Origin of the sequence: Bradyrhizobium sp. 956_D2_N1_4 (assembly GCF_052076025.1) — a bacterium.
In the GTDB taxonomy this organism is placed as follows: domain Bacteria; phylum Pseudomonadota; class Alphaproteobacteria; order Rhizobiales; family Xanthobacteraceae; genus Bradyrhizobium; species Bradyrhizobium barranii.
Window position 1 is genome coordinate 8,818,221 of sequence record NZ_CP197237.1, and the last position, 21,676, is coordinate 8,839,896.

Sequence of the window (21,676 nt, forward strand, 5' to 3'; positions counted from 1 at the left end):
CATTCGTCATGGCCGGGCTTGTCCCGGCCATCCACGCCTTACCGCGCGCGACCAAGAACGTGGATGCCCGGGACAAGCCCGGGCATGACGTCATCCTTGGAAAGGGCTTCGCGTAAAGCTTACAGCTGCCCCAGCAGCGTATCGCCGCCGGAGACTTCGACCTTGCCGGGCATCGCTTCGAGGTTCAGCTTCTTCACCACGCCGTCCTCGACCAGCATCGAATAGCGCTTGGAGCGGATGCCGAGGCCGTTGCCGGAGGCGTCCAGCTCCATGCCGATCGCCTTGGCGAAGTCGGCATTGCCGTCAGCGAGGAAGATGGCTTCGTCGCGCTGGTCGGTATCGCGCTTCCAGGCGTTCATGACGAAAGCGTCGTTGACGGAGACGATGGCGATGGTGTCGACGCCCTTATCCTTCATGGCATAGGCGTTGAGGAAGATGCTCGGCAGATGCATCTTGTGGCAGGTGCCGGTGTAGGCGCCGGGCACTGCGAACAGCGCCACCTTCTTGCCCTTGAAGATGTCGTCGGTGGTCTTCACCTGCGGACCCTCGGCCGTCATCACGCGGAATTTCGCCTCGGGCAGCTTGTCGCCAGTCTGGATCGCCATCGTCAGTCTCCCTGAAAATCGGTCCCGCTTTTTAGACCGTGCGGCGGCGCTGCACAACATTGGCGGCGAGGGTCGCGGTCCTTCACCGTTCTGTCATCAGCCGGCAAAACCGCCGCCGTCGAGGAAGGCCTGTTCTTCCTCGGTGGTGGCGCGGTCGAGCAGGCGGTTGCGGTGGGGAAAGCGGCCGAACCGCTGGATGACGTCGGCGTGCTCCCGCGCGTATTTCAGGTTCTCGGCATTGTCGGTGTTCTGAAACAGCGCGACGCAATGCAGCTGGTCGGGCAGGTGCTCGGAATGCATGAAGGGCAGATAGAGGAATTCGAGCAGGATTGGATCGATCCTGCGATCGACGCCCCGATCGATTGCGCGGCGGGCGACGTCGCGCGCCGGCGCGTCGCTGGCGAAGGCTTCCGGCGTGCCGCGAAACATGTTGCGGGGAAACTGGTCGAGCGCGATGACGAGCGCGAGCGCGCCCTCGTCGCTTTCTTCCCAGGAGGCCAGCTCGCCGGAGGTCGCCCGCTTCCATAGGGGAAGAAAGCGACGCCTGACCTCCGCATCGAAAGCGTCGCTGCGCTTGTACCAGCGCTCGCGGCCGGCCTCGCGCCAGAAGGCGAGAATGCCTGATGGCGTGATGTCGCCGACGTCAGTCATGAACCCAAGAGTCATGAACCAAGGCGCGGCTTACGCCGCCTCCGCCTTCTTCTCGTCGCGGAGCTGCCGGCGCAGGATCTTGCCGACATTGGTCTTCGGCAGGTCGGCGCGGAATTCGATGTGCTTGGGCACCTTGTAGCCCGTGAGCTGCTCCTGGCAGAACTTGATCACGGCTTCCGCGGTGAGGTTGGGATCCTTCTTCACCACGAATGCCTTCACCGCCTCGCCCGACTTGGAATCGGGGATGCCGATCACGGCGCATTCGAGCACGCCCGGATTGCTCGCGATCACTTCCTCGATCTCGTTCGGATAGACGTTGAAGCCCGAGACCAGGATCATGTCCTTCTTGCGGTCGACGATCTTGGTGTAGCCCTTCTCGTCCATCACGCCGATGTCGCCGGTGCGGAAATAGCCGTCGGCGGTCATCACCTTGTCGGTCTCTTCCGGCCTGTTCCAGTAGCCCGACATCACCTGCGGGCCCTTGGCGCAGATCTCGCCGGGCTGGCCGAGCGGGACTTCGTTGCCGTCGTCGTCGCGGATCGAGATCCAGGTCGAAGGCACGGGGATGCCGATCGATCCCGAGAACTCGGTCGTGGTCGCGGGATTACAGGTCAGTGTCGGCGAGGTCTCCGAGAGGCCGTAGCCTTCGGCGATGAAGCAGCCGGTCACCGCCTTCCACTGCTCGGCGACGGGGCGCTGCACCGCCATGCCGCCGCCGTTCGAGATCTTCAGCTTGGAGAAGTCGAGCTTCTTGAAGTCGGGATGGTGCATCAACCCGTTGTAGAGCGTGTTCACGGCCGGGAAGCTGTTGACCTGGTACTTCGCCAGCTCCTTGACGAAGCCCGCGATGTCGCGCGGATTGGGGATCAGCAGATTGCAGCCGCCGGCGCGCACCGCGAGCAGGTAGCAGGCCGTCAGCGCGAAGATGTGATAGAGCGGCAGCGCGCAGACGATCATGAGCTGATCGACATGCGGCGGTGCGGCGAGTGCCGGCTGAAGCCAGGCGTCGTTCTGCAGGACGTTGGCGACGATGTTGCGGTGGAGCAGGGTGGCGCCCTTGGAGACGCCGGTGGTGCCGCCGGTATATTGCAGGAAGGCGACGTCGCCCGGCGACAGCTTCGGCTTGTTGAACGTCAGGCTGCGGCCGGCCGATACCGCGTCGTTGAAGGACACCGCGCCTGGCAGCGACCAGGCCGGCACCATCTTCTTGACGCGGCGGACGACGAGGTTGACGATCACGCCCTTGAAGCCGAGCAGGTCGCCCATGCTGCCGACGATGACATGCTTGACTTGCGTCTTCGCGATCACCTGCTCGACCGTGTGGGCGAAATTCTCCAGCACGATGATGGCTTCGGCGCCGGAATCCTTGAGCTGATGCTCGAGCTCGCGCGGCGTGTAGAGCGGGTTGACGTTGACCACCGCGAAACCGGCGCGCAGCACGGCAGCGGTCGCGACCGGATATTGCAGCACGTTCGGCATCATGATCGCGACGCGGGCGCCACGTTGCAGGCCACGGCCCTGTAAATAGGAGGCGAGCGCCAGCGACATCTGGTCGAGGTCGCGATAGCTGATCGCCTTGTCCATGCAGATGAATGCCTTGCGGTCGGCGAACTTGGCGAAGCTCTCCTCCAGAAGGTCGACCAGCGATGCGTATTGGGTCGGCTCGATATCAGCAGGCACGCCGGGCGGATATTGCTTGAGCCAGATGCGCTCCATGGAAAACTCCCCTCAATTTACCAGAGCCCGTTGTGTCTCGGGCTTGCCTCATTGCGGCCAGTATCGAGCCTGCCGGAACGGGTGGCAAGCCGGTCGAGGCTTAGGACAAAGGTCAGGGAGTGGCTACTGGAATTGTCGCAAGCCGCTCTGCCGCAGGTGCGAAGCGCGGGGGCGGCTTGCCGTGGGTGCCGTTAGCTGTTGTTGGCCGGCTTGGCGGCGGGCTTGGTCGCTGCCTTGGGCTTGGCGGGCTTGGCCGCCTGATCGCCGCTTGCCGCAGGCTTCTCGGCGGGTTTCGCCGCCGCATCGTGCTTGGCCGCGGCATGCTTGGTCGCGGCCGGCTTTGCCGCGGACTTGGTATCGCTCTTGGCGTCAGGCTTGGCGGCAGCCGGCTTTGCCGCCGCCGTCTTGGCATCCTTCGGCTTGTCGGCTGGCTTGTCGGTCGCGTCGGGCTTCCTGGCGACGCGCGACTTCTTGCCACGCGGCTTTGGCGTGGCCTGCTGGTCGGCATCGGCCGCGACCGCCGCGATCAGGGCGGTGCCGGTGCGGGTCGGGCCGGTATAGACCAGCACGGGCTCGGCCGCCGCGGGCGCCGTGGCCATCAGCTCGGAGGCCTTCATCAGGGGCGGCTGAAGGCCCGCGGTGAAGAAGGTCACCTGGGCTTCGCCGCCGGTGGCGGAGGCCGATCCGGAGGTGCCGCCATTGGTGGCGATCAGCGCGTCGTCATCGTCGCTGGCCGGCCGCTTGCGATGACCGCCGCACATGTCCTCGCGCAGGTTCGGCGGCGAGGCGTCGACCGGCACCAGCCTATCGACGGTGCCGAGCGAGGGGCGGAGCCAGGTGAGGTTGTCCTGGCTGAAGCCGCGTTCGAGCAGCTGCGCCGCCTTCACCGCACGCGCAGTGCCGGAGTTGGCGCCGAGCACCACGGCGATCAGCCGTCGGCCGTTGCGCGTGGCCGACGCCACGAGATTGTAGCCGGAGGCGCAGATGAAGCCGGTCTTGAAACCGTCGGCGCCGGGGTAGCGGCCGATCAGCTTGTTGAAATTGCCGGTGACGCGCTTGCCGAAGCGGATTGCCGGGATGTGCACGAAATATTCGTATTCCGGCAGGTCGCGCAGGAACGAGCGCGCGAGAATGCCGAGGTCGCGCGCGGACGTGATCTGGCCGTCGGCGGGCAGGCCGTTCGGATTGACGTAGCTCGTCTGCGTCATGCCGAGCTTCTGCGCGGTGTCGTTCATCATCGCCGAGAAGCCGTCGATCGAGCCGCCGACGCCTTCGGCGAGCACCACGGCCATGTCGTTCGCCGACTTCACCATCATCATCTTCAGCGCGTTGTCGACGGTGAGCTGCGTTCCCGGACGGAACCCCATCTTCGACGGCGATTGCGAAGCCGCCGTCGGCGACACCGTGATCAGCGTGTCGAGCGTGAGCCTGCCGTCCTTCACCGCCTTCAGCGTCACGTAGGCGGTCATGATCTTGGTGACGGAGGCCGGATACCACGGGATGGTCGCGTTCTCGGCCTGCAGCACCTTGCCGCTGTCGGCTTCGATCAGCAGCAGTGCTTCGGCGCTGGCCGTGCGCGGCGCAAGCAGCACCGCGGATGCGAGGGCCGCAGCGAACAGGTTGAACAGGGACTTGCGAAGCAGCGGGCGAAGGGCGTGCACTATCCGATTCCGGTCCTTGGAGACCCGCCGGTTCCGGTCGGCTCTCGTGATCTGATGTTCGGTTCTGAAATCCGGCGCCGCCGCTTGCGGCGTCGCAAACCTATACCGGCTCGTGCGTCGAGAATAGGGGTTTCGGCCGGGTATTCCGTGATGAAATAGGCCGAATTTCGACGATGCTATGGGGACTTGACCGCAGTCGCGGCAGCCTCAGCGGCCGTCACGCTGGCCCGTGCATTTTCCTGAACCATGAACTGGGCCCTGGCGAGCTCGGCAAAATGGCCGCCTTTGGCCACGAGTTCATCGAAAGTTCCGCTTTCGATCACGCGGCCGTTCTCGAACACCAGGATCCGCGTGGCATTGCGGATGGTGGAGAGACGGTGGGCGATCACGAACGTGGTGCGTCCCTTCATCACTTCGTCGAGAGCGGCGTTCACCTTGGCCTCGGTGACGGCGTCGAGCGCGGAGGTCGCCTCGTCCAGGATCAGGATCGGCGGGTCCTTCAGCAGCGCGCGGGCGATCGACAGCCGCTGGCGCTCGCCGCCGGAGAGCATGCGGCCGCGCTCGCCGGCATTGGTCTCGAAGCCGCCGCTGCGCTCGATGAATTCGAGCGCCTGCGCGCGCTCCGCGGCCTTGCGCATCTCGGCTTCGGTCGCATCCGGCTTGCCGACGTGCAAATTCTCCGCGATCGAGCGGTTGAACAGCAGCGCCTCCTGGAACACCACGCCGATGTTCCGGCGCAGCGACGTCAGCGTCACGCCGCGGACGTCCATGCCGTCGATCCTGATGAAGCCGGACTGCGGATCGAAGGCGCGATGCAGAAGCGCGATCGCAGTCGACTTGCCGGCGCCGGTCGCGCCGACCAGCGCGATGGTCTGGCCGGGCAGCGCGGTGAAGGAGAGGTCCTCGACCGCCGGCCGCTTGCCGTCATAGGAGAAGGTGACGTCGTTGAATTCGACGAGGCCGGAGAGCCGCCCGGCATCGATCGCGTCGGGGCGGTCGTGGACCGCGGGCACGGCGTCGAGCACGTTGAAGAACTCGCGCAGCCGCGGGGCTTCCATGAACACGTTGTTGATGAAGCTCACGACCTGCTCGAGCTTCTGGATCAGCATCGTCGCGAAGCTCACGAACATCACGATCTCGCCGACGGAGGTCAGCCCCTGGTCGTGCAGCGCGATGCCGAGCGTGAAGATCGCGAGCACCGTGATGGTGGTGGAGGCGCGCGTGATGACGGTGACGAGCGCCCACCACGACAGCACGGGCATCTGCGCCGCGAGCAGGTCATCAGCGACGGAGCGCAAGCCCTTCACCTCGGATTCGACGCGCACAAAACTCTGCACCAGCGCGACGTTGCCGAGCGCGTCGGAGGCGCGCGCGGAGAGCTCGCTGTAGTGCTCCTCGACCTGCATCTGCATGCCGAAGGTCCGGCGCACGACGAAGGTCGTCAGCACGGTGAAGACGATGCAGAGCACGAACAGCAGGATCGCGAGCCGCCAGTTCAGGTAGAGCGACAATGGCAGCAGCACCACGACCGACAGGATCGCGGCAAAGTGCTCGCGGAAGAAGCCGAGCCACAATCGCCACAGCGCATCGGTGCCGTTGAGCATCACCTTCATCAGCCGGCCCGAATGGGTGCCTGAGTGGAAGGTCAGCGGCAGCTGCAGAATGTGCTCGAAATAGTCGGTCAGCACCGCCTGGCGCTGGCGGTGCGAGAGCCGGTCGGCCTGCAACGCCACGATCGCGCTGCAGCCGATGGTGAACAGCCCGAACGCCACCCAGGCCAGCAGGAACGGCCAGGCCGAATTCGACCCGGCGACCGCCTTGCCGGAGAGCACGTCGACGATCCGGCCGAACAGCACGGGCTCGGCGAATTGCGAGGCGGCGAGCAGCAGATTGGCGAACGCCAGCAGCCAGCCCAGCCGCGCCTCCTTGCCGAGCAGCTCAAGAACGCGGGTGTAGAGGCTGAAAATGGACATGCGGGCGAGGAACTCAGGCGGATCGAACGAGGTGAGCCCATATTCTAATCAGGGATCGCCCGCGAGATACAGCGGAAGCTGCCGGTTTTGCTCAGTTGATCAGCCGTCCCGCGACCGGCGGCAGGAACCGGTCGTCGAAGATATCGCCCGCCGCCGGCCGTTTGCGGAATTTGAAATCCTGGGCGATCTGGTCGATCGAGCGGTCCAGGCGCGCCGGGTCGATGCCGCCGAGGCCGTTGCGCTTGACCTCGTCGGTCAGGATGTTGTCGATGAGCACGCTGCGCAGGCGTTCCCGCTCGAGGTCGCGGTCGCCGTCGTCGATCCGGCTCGTGGCTTCGTCCGCCGCACGGGCCGGCTCTTTGATGGTCGCGTTGACGCCGGCGATCAATGCGCGGACGAATCCCTTCACGGCGTCGGGCTTCGCGGCGGCGAAAGCGGGGTTGGCCACCACGGCGAAGCCGTAGGCTTCGCAGCCATAGTCGGCATAGCGGAGTACCACGAGATCGCCGCCGGGCACGCCGCGGTCGCGCAGGTTCACCGCCGAGAGATAGCTGAAGCCGGCGACGGCATCGACCTGGCCCGCGGAGAGGAGCGGCTCGCGGACCGCGGCGCTGATCTTGTGGAATTTCACTTGCGACGCGTTGATGCCGTTCTGCTGCGCCAGCGCCGGCCACAGCCGCATCGACAGATCGCCGTCGGCGACGCCGACGGTCTTGCCGTCGAGGTCGGGCAGCAAGTGAATGCCGCGGCTCCTCCGCGCGACGATCGCGTAAGGCGCGCGATTGAACAACACGAACACGGCTTTGACCGGCGCGGCATCGTCCTTGTCGCGAAAGCGGATCAGCTCGTTGATGTCGACGAGCGCGAGCTCGCTATCGCCCTTGGCGACGCGCGCGAGCGCCTCTGGCGATCCGGCTGCGCTATTGAAGGACACGTTGAGACGCTCGGCGCCGAAATTACCGTCCTTCGCGGCGAGGAAGAACGGCGCCATGCTCGCATCGACAGGACGATCGAATGTGAAGTGGATGGCAGTGGACGGCGCAGCAGTCTCGGCCGCGCTGACGTCGCGCGCAGCCAGCGCGGCGAGCGAGATTGCAATGGCCAGCAGGCCGCGAAGGGCGATCGTCTTGAATGCAAACATCAGTCGCGCCGGTCCCGCATTGTTGTGGTTTCGTGACGCTCGCAGCGCCGGCCAGCGACGAGCCTGCGCGCGCCAACATGAACGGCGGATGAGCGGGGGTTGCGTCATGATCACGCAACCCCGTTCAGCTTCTGTTGGGGTTCGGGAACCCAACATGGGCTGCGGGTGTTTGAAAGACATGAGCCTGTCGTCAGGCACCATTCGAGGTCCCAAGGAGGGTCCAGGACATGTTTGACCGATTTTCGAGATTTGCCGGCCGCAAGGCCGTCTTTGCCACCGCCGCGGTGCTGGCGCTGACCGCGGTCGCCCCGACTGCCTCATACGCAGGCGGCCGCCACTGGCATGGCGGTGGCGGTGCTGCGGCTGCCGCGGCCTTTGCCGGCATCATCGGCACCGGCCTTGCGATCGCTGCGACCCGTGACGCCTACGCTTATGATTACGGTCCGGGTCCGGGTTATGGCTATTACGGCGGCCCTGCCTATTACAGTGGCCCCGCCTACGGTCCTTACTACGGCCCGGGCCCGAACTACCAATATCAGCGCTATGGCGGCACGGCTCCGTCGGAGCTCTGTGGCCAGGGCTACATGCAGAACTGCTACTAGCCTTGGCTGCCAAGTCCTTGGCTACCAAGTCCCTGGCTACCAAGTCTTGACCAAAACAGGCCGTCGCGCTTGCCGCGGCGGCCTGTTTTTCGCTTTTAACCCTGCGCGTTAACGCGCTCGCCATTGGTTTAGGGTAGTTTTGAGTACCATGAGTGATTCGCTTGAGCGGCTATATCTGGCTGTGCTCGCGGCCAAGGATCTTGATCCGGCAACATCGCGTACCGCCCGGCTGTTTCAGCGTGGGCCATCCAAAATGGCGAAGAAACTGGCCGAAGAAGCCATTGAGGTCGTCATTGACGCGGTCAATGGCGATAGCGAGGCCGTGATCCGGGAAAGCGCCGACCTGCTCTACAATCTCACGGTGCTCTGGGCCTCGGCCGGCGTGCGCCCGGAGGATGTCTGGCGCGAGATGGCGCGGCGGGAAGACATGCTCGGCATTGCCGAGAAGCTGCCGAAGTCGCCGATGAAGCTGCCCAAAGTCGCGTCACCGCGCGTTGCCGCCAGGCGGCCAATTGTCGCGCTGGAAGGGCGCGTCTCGCGCAAGCGCCACTAAAGCGCGATGAAACCGGAGCAAAGCGTCATCGCGCTTTAGGTTGTTGTTTGCGCGTGAACTTTCGGAAAACCGCGACACACTGTTCCGGATCACGCCAAATCGTCACAAAACTCGCGATGGACAAATCCGTCCCATGGTGCTTCATCGCGGCGCCATGCTGAAACGTATCTACGACTGGTGCATCGACGCCGCCCACAAGCCCTACGCGCTCTGGATCATGGGAGCCGTGGCTTTCGCAGAAAGCTCCTTCTTTCCGGTCCCGCCGGATGTGATGCTGATCCCGATGTCGCTGGCGCGCCCGCAGCGCGCCTGGCTCTACGCCGCGGTCTGCACCGCGACCTCGGTGGTGGGCGGTCTGCTGGGCTACGCCATCGGTGCGCTGCTGTTTGACTCGGTCGGCCATTGGCTGATCCAGGTCTATGGCCTCGGCGACAAGGTCGATGCCTTCCGCGCCTCCTATGCGGAGTGGGGCGCGGTGATCATCCTGCTCAAGGGCCTGACGCCGATCCCCTACAAGCTCGTCACCATCACCTCGGGCTTTGCCGGTTACAATATCGGCCTGTTCATCCTGTGCTCGATCGTCGCGCGCGGCGGCCGTTTCTTCATCGTCGCGATCCTGCTCAACCGCTATGGCGATTGGATCCGCGTCAGGATCGAGAAGCATCTCGGTCTCTGGGTGGCGCTCGGCGCCGCCGTGCTGGTGCTCGGCTTCGTCGTCGCGGTCAAGCTGATCTAGGGAATGATCCGGACCCGAAGGGCCGCCTCAGCGCAACGTGTGAAGCCGTTCTCCGCAAAGATCATGTTCGCTCGATAACCGCGCGCTTTGCCGCTGCGCCGGGTTCGGCTACGGTTGCCGTCATGATGGTTCGATCCGGCAATCCGGTCCTCCGACCGGGGACGCTGATATTTGCAGTGCTTTCGCTCCTGCTCGGTGCCGGCGGCACCGGCTGGCCGCAATCCGCGCCGCCGGCGCTCGGCTTGCGGGAGCAGGGACCGCAGACCGCGCCGCCGCCCTCGACATCGGCACCTTCATCGCCGCCGGCGCGCGAGGAAAATCCCGGGCTGATCAACGAAATGGGCAAGCTGTTCGACAAGCTGCCCTCGATCCTGCCGCCGATCAAAAGCCCGAGCGAGACCATGAACGATCTGTCGCGGCTGGCGACGCCGTCGGCCATGGTGTCGGGGCGCATGGCCTGCCCCGCCTCGTCGAATGGCGCACCCGACTGCAAGCAAGCCGCCGACCAGCTCTGCCAGAGCAAGGGCTACAAGGAAGGCAAGAGCCTGAACGCCGATTCCGCGGAAAAATGCTCGGCCAAGGTTCTGATCCCGGGCCGGCAACGCAAACCGGATGACTGCCGCACCGATACCTTCGTCACCAGCGCGCTGTGCCAGAACTGAGGACGTAGCGCCAGCAAAGGAGCGCCCATGAGCCGCACGGAGCAGGACTTCCTCGGACAGCGCGAGATCGCCGACGACATCTACTACGGCGTCCAGACCATCCGCGGGAAGGAGAACTTCCACATCACCGGCATTCCGATGAACCAGGAGCCTTACTTCGTGAAGGCGCTCGGTTACGTCAAGAAGGCTGCCGCGATGGCCAACCGCGACCTCGGCGCGGTCGATGCGAAAGTTGCGGACGCGATCATCCAGGGCAGCGACCGCGTCATCGCCGGCGACATGATGGATCAGTTCGTCACCGACTTCATCCAGGGCGGCGCCGGCACCTCCACCAACATGAACGCCAACGAGGTGATCGCCAATCTCGCGCTGGAATCGCTCGGCTTCAGCAAGGGCGACTACCAGCATGTCAGCCCGAACGACCATGTCAATTACGGCCAGTCGACCAACGACACCTATCCGACCGCGTTCCGGCTGGCGCTGATCCTGCGGCTCGAGAGCTACATGACGGCGCTGCGCCAGCTCCAGGAGGCCTTCTTCACCAAGGGCCGCGAGTTCGAACGCGTGCTGAAGATGGGGCGCACGCATCTTCAGGACGCCGTGCCGATGTCGCTCGGCGCCGAATTCCGCGGTTGGGGCACCACGATCGGCGAGGAGGTCGACCGCATCTCCGAGGCGCGCGCGCTGCTGCGCGAGATCAATCTCGGCGCCACCGCGATCGGCACCTCCGTCACCGCGGCTGTCGGCTATCCAAAACTCGCGGTCCGGCATTTGAGCGCGCTGACTGGCGTCGACTTCATCCTCGCCGGCGATCTCGTCGAGGCGACCTCGGACACCGGCGCCTATGTGCAGCTCTCCGGCGTGCTCAAGCGCACGGCGAGCAAGCTGACGAAAATCTGCAACGACATCCGCCTGCTGGCCTCGGGCCCGCGCGCCGGCTTCAACGAGATCAACCTGCCGCAGCTCCAGCCGGGCTCGTCGATCATGCCGGGCAAGGTCAATCCTGTCATCCCCGAGGTCGTCAACCAGACCAGCTTCCTTGTCATCGGCCTCGACACCACGGTGACGCTCGCCGCAAGTGCCGGCCAGCTTCAGCTCAACGTGATGGAGCCGGTGATCTCGTTCGCGCTGTTCTTCTCGATCCGCACCATGGAGCGCGCGGTCAACAGCCTGCGCGAGAATTGCGTTGTCGGCATCACCGCCAACGAGGAGCACACCCGCAACATGGTGCTGAACTCGCTCGGCATCGTCACCGTGCTGAAGCCGCTGCTCGGCTACAAGCAATGCGCCGAGATCGCGCGCGAGGGCTACAAGAGCGGCAAGTCGCTGCACCAGATCGTCGTGGTCGAGCGCAAGCTGCTGACACAGGAGAAATGGGACGAGATGTTCTCGTTCGAGCGGCTGATCAATCCGGATTTGATTGGGTGATGCCGCCCGCATTTGCGTAGCGAATTCCGCATGTTGGAATTGCGGTAACGGCATCCGCCACGGCGTCAAAACGCAATACTTGACAGTGGAAAGATTGCCTTGTTGGTATGGCCTCCAGCTTTCGATTTGCTCGCCACCAAAGGATCGTTTCGCCTATGTCCATGCCTGCCTTGTTCAAGGGACGCCTGTCGATCCCCGTGATCGGTTCGCCGCTCTTCATCATCTCGGTGCCCGATCTCGTGATCGCGCAGTGCAAGGCCGGCGTGGTCGGCTCGTTTCCGTCGCTGAACGCGCGGCCGCCGGAGCTGCTCGACGAATGGCTGGCGCGGATCACCGAAGAGCTCGCGGCCTATGACCGTGCCCATCCCGACAAGCCGTCGGCGCCGTTTGCGGTGAACCAGATCGTGCACAAGTCGAACAACCGGCTCGATCACGACATGCAGCTCTGCGCCAAGTACAAGGTGCCGATGATCATCTCGTCGCTCGGCGCGCGCGAGGAGCTCAATCAAGCGGTGCACGGCTGGGGCGGCATCGTCTTCCACGACGTGATCAACCAGAAGTTCGCCCACAAGGCGATCGAGAAGGGGGCCGATGGTCTGATCCTGGTTGCGGCCGGCGCCGGCGGCCACGCCGGCACCATCTCGCCGCTGGCCTTCGTTGCAGAGACGCGAAAATGGTTCGACGGCCCGATCGCGCTGTCGGGTGCTATCGGCAACGGCAAGGCGATCCGCGCCGCGCGCATCCTCGGCGCAGACTTCGCCTATATCGGCTCGGCCTTTATTGCGACCAAGGAGGCCAACGCGGTCGAGAAATACAAGGAGATGATCGCGGGTTCGACGGCCGACGACATCGTCTACTCGAACCTCTTCACCGGCGTGCACGGCAACTATCTGAAACCTTCGATCCTCGCGGCCGGCATGGATCCGGAAAACCTGCCGACGTCCGATCCGTCCAAGATGAACTTCGGCACGGATGCCTCCGGCGAGCGCGCCAAGCCGAAAGCCTGGAAGGAGATCTGGGGTTCGGGCCAGGGCATCGGCAGCGTCGACGGCATCATCCCCGCCGCCGATCTGATCGCGCGCTTCAAGAAGGAATATGACGAGGCGATCGACCCGCCGCTCTAACCGCTCTCGTGTCCCGGACGCGCTGCAGCGTGCAACGCTGCTGCGCGGAGCCGAGACTCATCGCTGCAGCACATGGACCCCGGCTCTGCAGCGCACCGCTTACGCGCTGCACTGCGTCCGGGGAACGCCAGCCGAGATATCGTGCAAACATGACCGCCATCTACCGCGTCGACGGCAACAACGTCGTCACCAGCCCCAATGCTGCCGGTCCGTGGGACCGGCGCATGCAGCACGGCTCGGCGCCGTCTGCGCTGGTGACGTGGGCGGCCGAACGCATTCCGACGCCGGTGCCGATGAATGTTGCGCGCGTCACCATCGACTTGATGCGCCCGGTGCCGGTGGCGCCGCTCACGATCGAGAGCGAGGTTTTGCGCGAGGGGCGCAAGATCCAGCTCTGCGAGATCAAGTTGTTCTCCGACGGTGTTCAGGTCGTTGGTGCCACCGTGCTCAAGATCAAGCGGCAATCACAGCCGTTGCCGGACGACGTCAAGGAGTTGCCGGTCACGCTGCCGTCGCCCGAGGACTCGCTGGCCGAGGACGGCCATGGGGCGACCAGTCCGTTCGCAGGCATGGTCTCGATGCGCGCCGCGCGCGGCCGGTTCGGCCAGGCCGGCGCCGGCGCGATCTGGTTTCGCCTCGACCATCCGCTGGTCGAAGGCGAAGCGGTCTCGCAGGCGATGCGCGCCGTGGTCGCTGCCGATTTCTCCAACGGCACCGCCTCGACGCTCGACTTCCGCGCCTGGACCTACATCAATGCCGACCTTACTGTGAACCTGTCGCGCCAGCCGGTCGGCGAGTGGATCTTGCTCGACGGCGAATCCTGGATCGGTCCCGACGGCGCCGGCCTCGCGATGTCGCGGCTCGCGGATCGTCACGGCTATTTCGGCCGTGCGGTGCAGAGTCTGGTGATCGAAAAGCGCTAAGCGTGACGGCAAGCGCCGTGATCGCTCCTTTGAGCCGATGGAACGGCAGACTTCCGCCGCCGCGGAAGGGATGCCCTGGTCGCGAACCTCTTCTTGTCCGGAGGTCTCTGTTCGACGCCAGCGTCCTGCCAGTTCAGCTGCCGTAGACGATTTTGATCTCCCACAGCAGGACGATGATAGCCGTGATCAACGTGATCGCGGCCAACGCACTTTCCAAGGAAGCGACTCTCATTTGATACTCCGCTTCCCAGCCCCGTCAGCGGTCTAGTTGATTCGTTGATTCGCCTGCAATTGCGCGGACGGCGTGCCTGAAAAGTCCCTTCCGAGCTGTTGTTCGCGGGTCACAGCGACCCGTAGAACCCCGGGGTCCGGCCGCGGGAATACGTGCGGTGCTGCCTGCCACAAGTTGCATCGGGGATGACTACCCCACCATCCGGTCCCGTCCGCTCCAGAAGCCCGCGCGCAGCACCTTCTTGTCGACCTTGCCGACGCCGGTCATCGGCAGCTGCTTGACGAACTGGATCTGCTTCGGTGCATGTGCCGAGCCTTTTCGCGTCCTCACCAGATTGATCAGCTCGTCCGGATCGGGCTTTGCCCCCTCGCGCGGCACGACGATGGCGGTGACGGCTTCGCCCCATTTCTCGTCGGGAATGCCGACGACCGCGACCATCGCGACATCCGCATGCTGCGACAGCACGTCCTCGACCTCGCGCGGGAAGATGTTGAAGCCGCCGGAGACGATCATGTCCTTCTTGCGGTCGAGGATGAACATGTAGCCGCGCTCGTCCTTGCGCGCGATGTCGCCGGTGTGGACCCAGCCGTTCTTCAGCGTCTCGGCCGTGATGTCGGGCCGCTTCCAGTATTCGGCCATGACATGCGGAGCGCGCACGCAGATCTCGCCGGCTTCGCCCGTCTTCACTTCCTGGTCGTTGTCGTCGAGAATCCTGACCTCGCAGGTCGAGATCGGGAAGCCGCAGGACAGGAACAGCTCCGGTGTTTTTGGATCGTGATCCGCCTTGCGCAGCACCGAAATCGGATAGCATTCGGTCTGCCCGTAAAGCTGCGAGAACACCGGCCCGACGCGTTCGATGCCCTCGACCAGCCGGCTCGGCGACATCGCGGAAGCGCCATAGAGCACGAGCTCGAGTGAGGACAGATCGGTCCTGCTCAGCGCGGGGTGATCGAGCAGCACATAGATCATGGTCGGCACGAACAGCGTGAAATTGATGCGCTCGCGCGCGATCGTCGCCAGCACCGCCTCGGGATCGAAGCCGTTCAGCATGTGCACGGTGCCCCCGCGCATCAGGGTCGGCACGACTTTCGTTCCGGCGACATGGCTGATCGGGGCAACCGCGAGATAGTGCGGGGTGTTCGGGATCTCGAAGTCGGCGAGGATCGCGGCAGCCCCCCCGGCGTTCTCGCGGTGATAGCGCAGCGCGCCCTTGGATTTGCCGGTCGTGCCGCCGGTGTAATTCAGCGTGGAGAGATCGTCGGGGCCGGCGAAGCAATGCGCGCTGGCATGGCCCTCGATCTCGATCGCCTGCAGGAGGTCGACGCCATAGTCGGCCGGTCCCGTGGTGAAGACCGCCTTGAGTCGGCTCGCACTCGCGGCAAGCTCGCCGCCGCGATCGCGGAAGGTGGCGGCATCGACCACCAGCATCTCGGCCTCGGAATCCTCGAGCTGGAAGAGCTGGTCTGCCCGCGATCCCAGCGGATGCAGCCAGGTGACGCAGAGCCTGGATAATTGCGCGGCGACGCCGGCGCACCAGGTGTCGGCGCGATTCGCAGTGAGGAAGGCGACGCGCGCGCCGGGCTGCAATCCCAGCCGCATGAACACGGCCTGGATGCGTCCGATCAGGTCGATGGTGCCCTGATAGCTCAGCGATCCACCGGGCCAGGCAAAAGCGGTGCGGCCGGGATAGCGCGACAGTGCCCGCAGCGTCTGCGCGCAAGTCGGGGACGATGCGTGGAGCGGATCGGACATATGTTTCCCCGTTGCTTTGTCATCGGCTTTTGACGTGCCAATGTTTGTGCGCAACGCTAGCACAGGGACGGCGGGTTGGAACGACAAAGCCCGTGCAAGGAGGCGTGAGTGGCATCCGATCGACTGCAACACTTCCGTGATCGTCTCGCTCTGCCTCTGATCGCGGCGCCGATGTTTCTGGTGTCGGGCGTCGAGCTCATGGTCGCGGCCTGTCGCAATGGCGTGATCGGCAGCTTCCCCACCGTGAATTGCCGCGGCACGGAACAGCTCGAGGCGTGGCTCACCGAGATCGAAACGCGACTGCGGCAACACGAAGATCACACAGGTCGTAAGGCCGCGCCGCTTTGCCCGAACCTGATCGTGCATCGCTCCAACGCGCGGCTTGAGCAGGATCTCGCGGTGCTGCTGCGACACAAGCCGGAGATCGTCATCACCTCTGTTGGGGCGCCCGCGCCGGTGTTGAAGCCGCTGCACGATGCCGGCGCGCTGGTGCTGGCGGACGTGGCCTCGATCCGCCACGCCCAGCGCGCGGCGGAAGCCGGCGCCGACGGGCTGGTGCTGCTCACCGCGGGCGCAGGCGGGCAGACCGGCTGGCTCAATCCGTTCGCTTTCGTCCGCGCGGTGCGCGCATTCTTTGACGGCATCATCGTGCTCGCCGGAGGGATCAGCGACGGCCGCGCGCTGCATGCGGCTGGAGTCCTCGGCTGCGATCTCGGCTACATGGGCACGAAATTCATCGCGACGCGCGAGAGCATGGCGGACGAGCGCCACAAGGACATGCTGGTCGACAGCAGCGCCGACGACATCCTGCTCACCACCGCGTTCACGGGGTTGCAGACCAGCATGCTGAAGCCGTCGATCGTGGCTGCGGGCCTCGATCCCGACGATCTGCCGGCGCGGGGCGCGATCGACATCGGCAAGGACATTGACGTCGACGCACGCGAAAACCGCCCGAAACGCTGGCGCGATATCTGGAGCGGAGGACACGCGACATCGGGCGTGACCGACGTGATGGCGGTCGACGATCTCGTGGCGCGGACCCTTGCCGAATATCGCGAAGCGGGCGGGCGGTAGGCGGCGTCTTTCCCCTCGCCGCCGCTTGTGGGGGAGGGAGAGGAGGAGCCGTCGCTCCCGATCACAGTTAATCGAGCGCTCCTCCGCGGCCCCGTACTTAACGGCAGATTAACCAACGCCCGCCAAGAATCCCCCTCACGGCCGCCAATCAGGACCGAGAGGGACAGGCGATGGACTTCGATTTTCTCAATAGCAAGACAGCCGCGACGCTGGACGAAATCCGGGTCCGCGTGGCCCATGCTCTGGCCCGTCATCCGCTGTGCCGCAACGTGCGCTTCGACATCCTCAGCGTCCCCCGCACCCGCCGGGGCGGCAATTGGACGGTGACGCTGCAATCGGTCGAGCCGCGCGCGGTCTGGGAGGCCTCCGAGATCGTCGCCGACATCCAGGATGCCTACGACCTGGCGCTAGCTGCCTGATTTCCTTGAGATTTCGGGGCATGTCGCCACAGTCCGCGCGATTGCCGTCGCGATGGCTCGGTTAAGCCTTATTTACCGCCCAGTTTCCGGGCACTCGTCACGTGGACTTGAAGCTGGGCCTGGAGAGACGTTTGTCCAAAGCCATCACCATCGTCGTGCTGACCTGTTTCCTCGTCCTCGGCGCCGCCACCACCGCCATCCTCGGCCGTGACAGCGTGCCCAGCGTCAGCGCGGAGATGATCACGCAGGCCCCGCCGCCCAAGCAGCTTTCGACAAATCGCGCCGCCAAGGCCGACCGTCTGGTTCCGACGCTGGCACTGGCCTCGGCCGCGATCGATCCGGTCCAGGTCTCTGCCGACAAGCTCTCACAGGCGCCGGTGCTGACCGAGCCGCTGCGCCAGGCGTTTGCCGCCGCGACGCCCGCCGATTTCCCGATGCCCAAGGCGAGTGTGCATGAAGCGCCTGCCGCCGCAGAAGCTCCCGTCGAAGCTCCGGCCAAGCCGAAGGTCGCCGCCAAGCCGCAGCCGCAGAAAAACTATTCGTTGCTGTCCGACGTGCAGATCGCAGGCATCAGGGATCGCCTGAAACTATCGTCATCGCAGGAATATTACTGGCCCTCGGTCGAGACCGCGCTGCGCAATGTCGTCCGCAAGATCTCCGCGAACAAGCTCTCGAATCCGAACGCGCCGGGCGTGCCGATCGATCCGAACTGCGACGAGGTCCAGCAGTTGAAGTCGGCCGCAATGCCGCTGCTGTTCCAGCTGCGCGAGGATCAGAAGGAAGAAGTGCGCAAGCTCGCCCGCATCATCGGGCTCGAAAAAGTCGCGCAGCAGATCTGACGCGCAAGTTCCTCCGGGAACTGCGCCCTGCATCGGGAACATCCGGCAATCGACAAACGTTGCCCGCTCCAAAGAGGGAGTGGACCAATGCGCGCCTCGACAGCTTATTTCGTCGGTGCAGGAACGATCGTCGCGGCCATCGCCATTGGTCTCGGTGGCGGCATCGTCGCCGGCAATATCATGAATCCGGTCGCGCCCAAGCTGGGGCCGGACACGAGCAAGATGGCGCAGCGCGCTGAAGCTGCCAAACCCGCGATGACGGACGCGCCTTCCGAGCGCTTGCAATATCTCACCGGCTCGCAAGCCTTCGGCGCCATGATCGCCGCGCCGGCACAGGCCAAAGCCAAATCCGAACCCGCAAAGTCCGACACGCAGGCAAGTCACGCGAACGCCGAGCCGTCAGCGCCGCAGCCTTCCCAGGCGGCCGCGGCCGAGCCGCCCAAGCCGGCGGCACCGGCATCGCCTCCGCAAGTCGCAAGGCCTGCCGAGCAGCAGGCATCGACAGAGCCGCCATCCTCACCCGACAACGCCTATGCCAAGGCCAGGGATTCCGATGTGAAGCGCGCCGCGTCCGAACGGCGCCGCATGGAGCGCCGCGAGCGCTGGGCCGAGCGCCGGCACTACGATCCCCGCGAGCCGCGTGGCATGCGCGACCGCACCGATTGGGATGACGTCGCGCGCAACATCCGCGAAGATTCCGATGCGCGCGATGTCGCGAGCCGGCCGCGCGGCGGCTTGCCGCAGATCAGGCTGTTCGGGTCCGACGACGATTAGCGCCGATCCCCGCCGTCGCGCACGCGATCGTGAGCGACGGTTCGTTCTGCGGACGCGCTTGCCTCGAATTTCAACTTCCAGACGATCTCCGTTCAATGCATGATTGGCGTGGCTAGCCAAAGGCCGCGTCATGGGCGTAGCGCTGTTAGCTTGGGGTCGCTTCTTCGCGCCGGACCGCGAAGGCGTCACCGTGCCGACGCCGGTTGATAGAGCCGGCATTGCCTGGCTGCTCCACTTTCTCGCACGACACGCGCGGAATCGCGGCCTCACCGCGCTGCAATTGCCCGCGAAGGCGGATGGCGGGGCGGCCTTCTCGACTGACCTCACTTATCTCGCATTGCAAACCTTTTAGAGGTTTCCATGTCGATATATCTGTTGTGGACGTCCGCGGACAGTCTCATCGTGGCCTTTGCACTCGCATTCATCGTTCCGCAATGGCATGTGCTGTCGCTCATTCTGATGTTCGGCGCTTGCGATGCACTGGGTTCCGCGCTCGGCGTCACGATGCCGGTCGCGGGCGGGCTCGCAGCGATCCTGTTGATCGCGTGCGGCGCATCGCTGGTGGTGCGCCACCCCATCACGCAACGTCTTTTGAATGCGCCGGGCTGGCTCTATGTGCTGCCACCGCTGCTGGCGATCGACAATCTCGTGTCGCGCTCGCCTGATGCGCCGGCCGTTGCCGCACTGTCGAGTGCGATGATGGCCGGGCTTGGGTTTGCCTGCGGAGCCGTCGTGTCGCGCGGGTGGCGCGCAGGCTTGCGCGACGTACGACCGCTCGCAGCGGCTTGCCTGATTGCGGCCGGAAGCCTCCTCGCTTACGGAGCCTGACCATGGTCGCCTCCGTCACGACCCGCAGCTACGACCGTGCCCGTACCGGTACGAACAATTCCGAGACGGTGCTGACGGCGACCGCCGTCCGCACCAGGGGCATCATCAAACTCTTCAGCCTTCCGATTCCCGACGATCCCAGGCTCGAGGCGCAGCCGCTGGCGGTCGGTGGCTTGCACACAGCCGATGGCAAGACCCGCGACCTGATCTTCCAGGCCAGCATGGGCAATTGGGTCTATGCATTCGACGCTTTGACCGGCGAGAAGATCTGGGCGACCAACTTGGGGCGTCCCATCGTCGGAACGAGGGCGATCGACGGCCACATGACCAACGTCCATTGGGGCATTCTCTCGACCCCGGTGATCGACGAGGGGGCGGGCATTCTCTACGCCTGCGCCTGGATCAGCGACGACGGCAGCGTCGCCAAGGGGCAGCATTTCCTCGCGGCGCTGCGGATCCGCGACGGCTCGAAGGTGCATGGGCTGCTGAACCTGGAGGGCGCGGTCTACACGCCGCCGAACGGCCTGCCGGTGCAGAAATTCGTCTCGGCCCAGCGCAAGCAGCGCAGCGCCCTGACGCTGACGCGGAACCACGTGCTGATTCCTTTCGGCACGATCGCCGAGACGTCGAAGACGGCGCGCGGCTGGCTGCTCGCGGTCGACGTCCATGCCTGGCGGCTCGCTGCGTCGTGGTGCTCCACCGTCACCGGCTCCGGCGGCGGGCTGTGGCAGAGCGGGGCCGGCCCGGCCCTCGCTCCCGACGGTTCAATCTACGTCATCACCGGCAACGGAGCGTTCTCGCCGCAGCATGGCGATTTCGGCGAGAGCATCGTGCGGCTCGCCTTGCACACCGGAAGCCATGCGCATTTCGAAGTCATGTCGTGGTGGGCGCCATGGACCGACGCCAACCGGGTCGGCGCGGCCGCGGACGCAGCAGCCGCCGACGACGACAATGACGAACTGGCGTTGCCGTCGAACGTTTCCCTGCCCTCCGTGATCGCGCATGCGAGGCGCATGGGAATGACGCTGAAGCCTCGGTATGCGCGCGAGATGCCACATGTCGCGGTCACCTCGGGTCGCAGTGCAACCGATGCGCAGATCGCGCCGGCCGTGGCGCATCACATGGAGGCGATGAACGAGTCGATGTGGGGCGACCAGGATTTCGGTTCCGGCGGTCCGGTCTATGTCGCCTCCGCCCATGCCATTCTGGCCGCGGGCAAGGACGGCATCCTCTACACCGGCAATGCCAATGCGCTCGGCAAGACGCAGCCGGGCGAGCTTGCGGCCGGCCATTTCGCGGCGAATTACAACAGGCTTCTCATGCCACCGATCCTGTACACGTATTTCGATCCCGCCGTGCCGCCGGCGCCGGCGTCACCGATGGAGCTGAACGTGTTTCCCGGCGGCGCGACGCGGCATCTACATGGCACGCCGCTGCTGTTCCAGTCCGCCACCCACGGCACCATGCATTTCGTCGGCGGCGAGAACAGCGCCTTGCGGGCCTGGTCGATTGCGGCCGACGGGAGAACGACCTATCTCGCCGGGGGCAACGAGATCGCCTCGCCGCAATCGCCACGTCCGCCGGGCGGCATGCCCGGCTGGAGCATCACGCTTGCCGCCAACAACGGCACTGATGGAATCATCGTGGCGATGGTGCCCTATCAGGACAGCAACATGATTCTCAGTCCGGGCCGCTTCCTGGTCTACGACGCGCAGAATTTCGCCACCAATCCGGATGGCTCCAAACGGCTCCAGGTGATCTGGGACAGCGAGGACTGGGGGCCGGAGCACGCCTTCATGCATCCCAAGTTCAACCGTCCGATCGTCTGGAAAGGCCGCATCTATCGTCCGACTTATGACGGCCGCATCGACGTCTATGGCCTGACGAACTAGCTGCTGTCCCTCTCCCTTCTTCGCGGGAGAGGGTGGTTCGCGGCAGAGAGACTCTGCTTCGGGTGCGTCGAGGCAACTCTCATCCGCCTTG

General features: G+C 65.1%; 21 protein-coding genes. 14 read left to right on the forward strand and 7 right to left on the reverse strand.

The features are described from left to right. Positions 1–119: 119 nt before the first annotated feature. The 6 genes from AB7535_RS41780 to AB7535_RS41805 form a co-directional block, all read right to left on the reverse strand. Entirely contained in the window at positions 120–605 is a 486-nt protein-coding gene (locus AB7535_RS41780) for a peroxiredoxin (RefSeq protein ID WP_007597501.1), read from the reverse strand. Positions 606–701: 96 nt separating this feature from the next. Next, the gene (locus tag AB7535_RS41785; RefSeq protein ID WP_354114096.1) at positions 702–1,256 is read right to left on the reverse strand and encodes a DUF924 family protein; all 555 of its coding nucleotides are present in this window, start codon (positions 1,254–1,256) and stop codon (positions 702–704) included. A gap of 30 nt (positions 1,257–1,286) precedes the next feature. Then, positions 1,287–2,972 (reverse strand): long-chain fatty acid--CoA ligase, encoded by a 1,686-nt coding sequence (locus AB7535_RS41790; protein ID WP_354114097.1) that lies wholly within the window; start codon positions 2,970–2,972, stop codon positions 1,287–1,289. A gap of 191 nt (positions 2,973–3,163) precedes the next feature. Continuing rightward, positions 3,164–4,633, reverse strand: coding sequence for a D-alanyl-D-alanine carboxypeptidase family protein (locus AB7535_RS41795; protein WP_354114098.1), 1,470 nt, complete (start codon positions 4,631–4,633; stop codon positions 3,164–3,166). Positions 4,634–4,809: 176 nt separating this feature from the next. Beyond that, positions 4,810–6,606: a glucan ABC transporter ATP-binding protein/ permease gene (locus AB7535_RS41800; RefSeq protein WP_354114099.1), complete on the reverse strand. Its 1,797-nt coding sequence runs from the start codon at positions 6,604–6,606 to the stop codon at positions 4,810–4,812. A gap of 91 nt (positions 6,607–6,697) precedes the next feature. Beyond that, positions 6,698–7,747, reverse strand: a complete 1,050-nt coding sequence (locus AB7535_RS41805) for an ABC transporter substrate-binding protein (protein ID WP_208084266.1) — start codon at positions 7,745–7,747, stop codon at positions 6,698–6,700. A 227-nt stretch (positions 7,748–7,974) separates the two neighbouring features. Between AB7535_RS41805 and AB7535_RS41810 the strand changes: the two genes are divergently transcribed. The 7 genes from AB7535_RS41810 (at position 7,975) to AB7535_RS41840 (ending at position 13,775) form a co-directional block, all read left to right on the forward strand. Next, positions 7,975–8,349, forward strand: a complete 375-nt coding sequence (locus AB7535_RS41810) for a hypothetical protein (RefSeq protein ID WP_208084267.1) — start codon at positions 7,975–7,977, stop codon at positions 8,347–8,349. Positions 8,350–8,497: 148 nt separating this feature from the next. Continuing rightward, positions 8,498–8,902, forward strand: a complete 405-nt coding sequence (gene hisE / locus AB7535_RS41815; RefSeq protein ID WP_028147364.1) for a phosphoribosyl-ATP diphosphatase — start codon at positions 8,498–8,500, stop codon at positions 8,900–8,902. A gap of 133 nt (positions 8,903–9,035) precedes the next feature. Next, positions 9,036–9,638 (forward strand): YqaA family protein, encoded by a 603-nt coding sequence (locus tag AB7535_RS41820; protein WP_081369120.1) that lies wholly within the window; start codon positions 9,036–9,038, stop codon positions 9,636–9,638. A gap of 122 nt (positions 9,639–9,760) precedes the next feature. Further along, entirely contained in the window at positions 9,761–10,300 is a 540-nt protein-coding gene (locus AB7535_RS41825; RefSeq protein ID WP_354265347.1) for a hypothetical protein, read from the forward strand. Between the two features lie 27 nt (positions 10,301–10,327). Next, positions 10,328–11,728 carry an aspartate ammonia-lyase gene (locus AB7535_RS41830; protein ID WP_354114101.1) on the forward strand — a complete coding sequence of 467 codons (1,401 nt, stop codon included), beginning with the start codon at positions 10,328–10,330 and terminating at the stop codon, positions 11,726–11,728. 155 nt (positions 11,729–11,883) lie between these two features. Then, complete coding sequence (locus AB7535_RS41835; protein WP_014491545.1) at positions 11,884–12,852, forward strand: NAD(P)H-dependent flavin oxidoreductase; 969 nt, start codon at positions 11,884–11,886, stop codon at positions 12,850–12,852. A gap of 149 nt (positions 12,853–13,001) precedes the next feature. Beyond that, a complete protein-coding gene (locus AB7535_RS41840; protein WP_354114102.1) occupies positions 13,002–13,775 on the forward strand; it encodes a thioesterase family protein in 774 nt (257 codons plus the stop codon). A gap of 421 nt (positions 13,776–14,196) precedes the next feature. Here AB7535_RS41840 and AB7535_RS41845 read toward each other — a convergent pair whose 3' ends face one another. After that, positions 14,197–15,759, reverse strand: coding sequence for an AMP-binding protein (locus AB7535_RS41845; protein ID WP_439037189.1), 1,563 nt, complete (start codon positions 15,757–15,759; stop codon positions 14,197–14,199). Between the two features lie 108 nt (positions 15,760–15,867). Here AB7535_RS41845 and AB7535_RS41850 point away from each other — a divergent pair, with 108 nt between their 5' ends. The 7 genes from AB7535_RS41850 (at position 15,868) to AB7535_RS41880 (ending at position 21,585) form a co-directional block, all read left to right on the forward strand. Beyond that, positions 15,868–16,833: an NAD(P)H-dependent flavin oxidoreductase gene (locus tag AB7535_RS41850; RefSeq protein ID WP_354114104.1), complete on the forward strand. Its 966-nt coding sequence runs from the start codon at positions 15,868–15,870 to the stop codon at positions 16,831–16,833. A gap of 170 nt (positions 16,834–17,003) precedes the next feature. Beyond that, on the forward strand, positions 17,004–17,252 hold the full coding sequence (locus AB7535_RS41855; RefSeq protein WP_028147356.1) for a hypothetical protein: 249 nt from the start codon (positions 17,004–17,006) through the stop codon (positions 17,250–17,252). A 131-nt stretch (positions 17,253–17,383) separates the two neighbouring features. Beyond that, complete coding sequence (locus tag AB7535_RS41860) at positions 17,384–18,091, forward strand: hypothetical protein (protein ID WP_166104261.1); 708 nt, start codon at positions 17,384–17,386, stop codon at positions 18,089–18,091. A gap of 87 nt (positions 18,092–18,178) precedes the next feature. Continuing rightward, positions 18,179–18,865, forward strand: coding sequence for a hypothetical protein (locus tag AB7535_RS41865; protein ID WP_354114105.1), 687 nt, complete (start codon positions 18,179–18,181; stop codon positions 18,863–18,865). 130 nt (positions 18,866–18,995) lie between these two features. Next, entirely contained in the window at positions 18,996–19,217 is a 222-nt protein-coding gene (locus tag AB7535_RS41870; protein ID WP_354114106.1) for a hypothetical protein, read from the forward strand. An 8-nt stretch (positions 19,218–19,225) separates the two neighbouring features. After that, positions 19,226–19,693: a hypothetical protein gene (locus tag AB7535_RS41875; protein ID WP_354114107.1), complete on the forward strand. Its 468-nt coding sequence runs from the start codon at positions 19,226–19,228 to the stop codon at positions 19,691–19,693. A gap of 2 nt (positions 19,694–19,695) precedes the next feature. Then, the gene (locus tag AB7535_RS41880; protein WP_354114108.1) at positions 19,696–21,585 is read left to right on the forward strand and encodes a hypothetical protein; all 1,890 of its coding nucleotides are present in this window, start codon (positions 19,696–19,698) and stop codon (positions 21,583–21,585) included. Positions 21,586–21,676: the final 91 nt, after the last annotated feature.

Coding starts and splice junctions, on each gene's coding strand:
- AB7535_RS41810 (WP_208084267.1), top strand. CDS start 7,975: ATGTTTGACCGATTTTCGAGATTTGCCGGCCGCAAGGCCGTCTTTGCC.
- AB7535_RS41865 (WP_354114105.1), top strand. CDS start 18,179: ATGCGCGCCTCGACAGCTTATTTCGTCGGTGCAGGAACGATCGTCGCG.
- AB7535_RS41845 (WP_439037189.1), bottom strand. CDS start 15,759: ATGTCCGATCCGCTCCACGCATCGTCCCCGACTTGCGCGCAGACGCTG.
- AB7535_RS41870 (WP_354114106.1), top strand. CDS start 18,996: ATGGGCGTAGCGCTGTTAGCTTGGGGTCGCTTCTTCGCGCCGGACCGC.
- AB7535_RS41790 (WP_354114097.1), bottom strand. CDS start 2,972: ATGGAGCGCATCTGGCTCAAGCAATATCCGCCCGGCGTGCCTGCTGAT.
- AB7535_RS41880 (WP_354114108.1), top strand. CDS start 19,696: ATGGTCGCCTCCGTCACGACCCGCAGCTACGACCGTGCCCGTACCGGT.
- AB7535_RS41875 (WP_354114107.1), top strand. CDS start 19,226: ATGTCGATATATCTGTTGTGGACGTCCGCGGACAGTCTCATCGTGGCC.
- AB7535_RS41785 (WP_354114096.1), bottom strand. CDS start 1,256: ATGACTGACGTCGGCGACATCACGCCATCAGGCATTCTCGCCTTCTGG.
- hisE (WP_028147364.1), top strand. CDS start 8,498: ATGAGTGATTCGCTTGAGCGGCTATATCTGGCTGTGCTCGCGGCCAAG.
- AB7535_RS41840 (WP_354114102.1), top strand. CDS start 13,002: ATGACCGCCATCTACCGCGTCGACGGCAACAACGTCGTCACCAGCCCC.
- AB7535_RS41780 (WP_007597501.1), bottom strand. CDS start 605: ATGGCGATCCAGACTGGCGACAAGCTGCCCGAGGCGAAATTCCGCGTG.
- AB7535_RS41805 (WP_208084266.1), bottom strand. CDS start 7,747: ATGTTTGCATTCAAGACGATCGCCCTTCGCGGCCTGCTGGCCATTGCA.
- AB7535_RS41825 (WP_354265347.1), top strand. CDS start 9,761: ATGATGGTTCGATCCGGCAATCCGGTCCTCCGACCGGGGACGCTGATA.
- AB7535_RS41835 (WP_014491545.1), top strand. CDS start 11,884: ATGTCCATGCCTGCCTTGTTCAAGGGACGCCTGTCGATCCCCGTGATC.
- AB7535_RS41830 (WP_354114101.1), top strand. CDS start 10,328: ATGAGCCGCACGGAGCAGGACTTCCTCGGACAGCGCGAGATCGCCGAC.
- AB7535_RS41800 (WP_354114099.1), bottom strand. CDS start 6,606: ATGTCCATTTTCAGCCTCTACACCCGCGTTCTTGAGCTGCTCGGCAAG.
- AB7535_RS41820 (WP_081369120.1), top strand. CDS start 9,036: ATGGTGCTTCATCGCGGCGCCATGCTGAAACGTATCTACGACTGGTGC.
- AB7535_RS41855 (WP_028147356.1), top strand. CDS start 17,004: ATGGACTTCGATTTTCTCAATAGCAAGACAGCCGCGACGCTGGACGAA.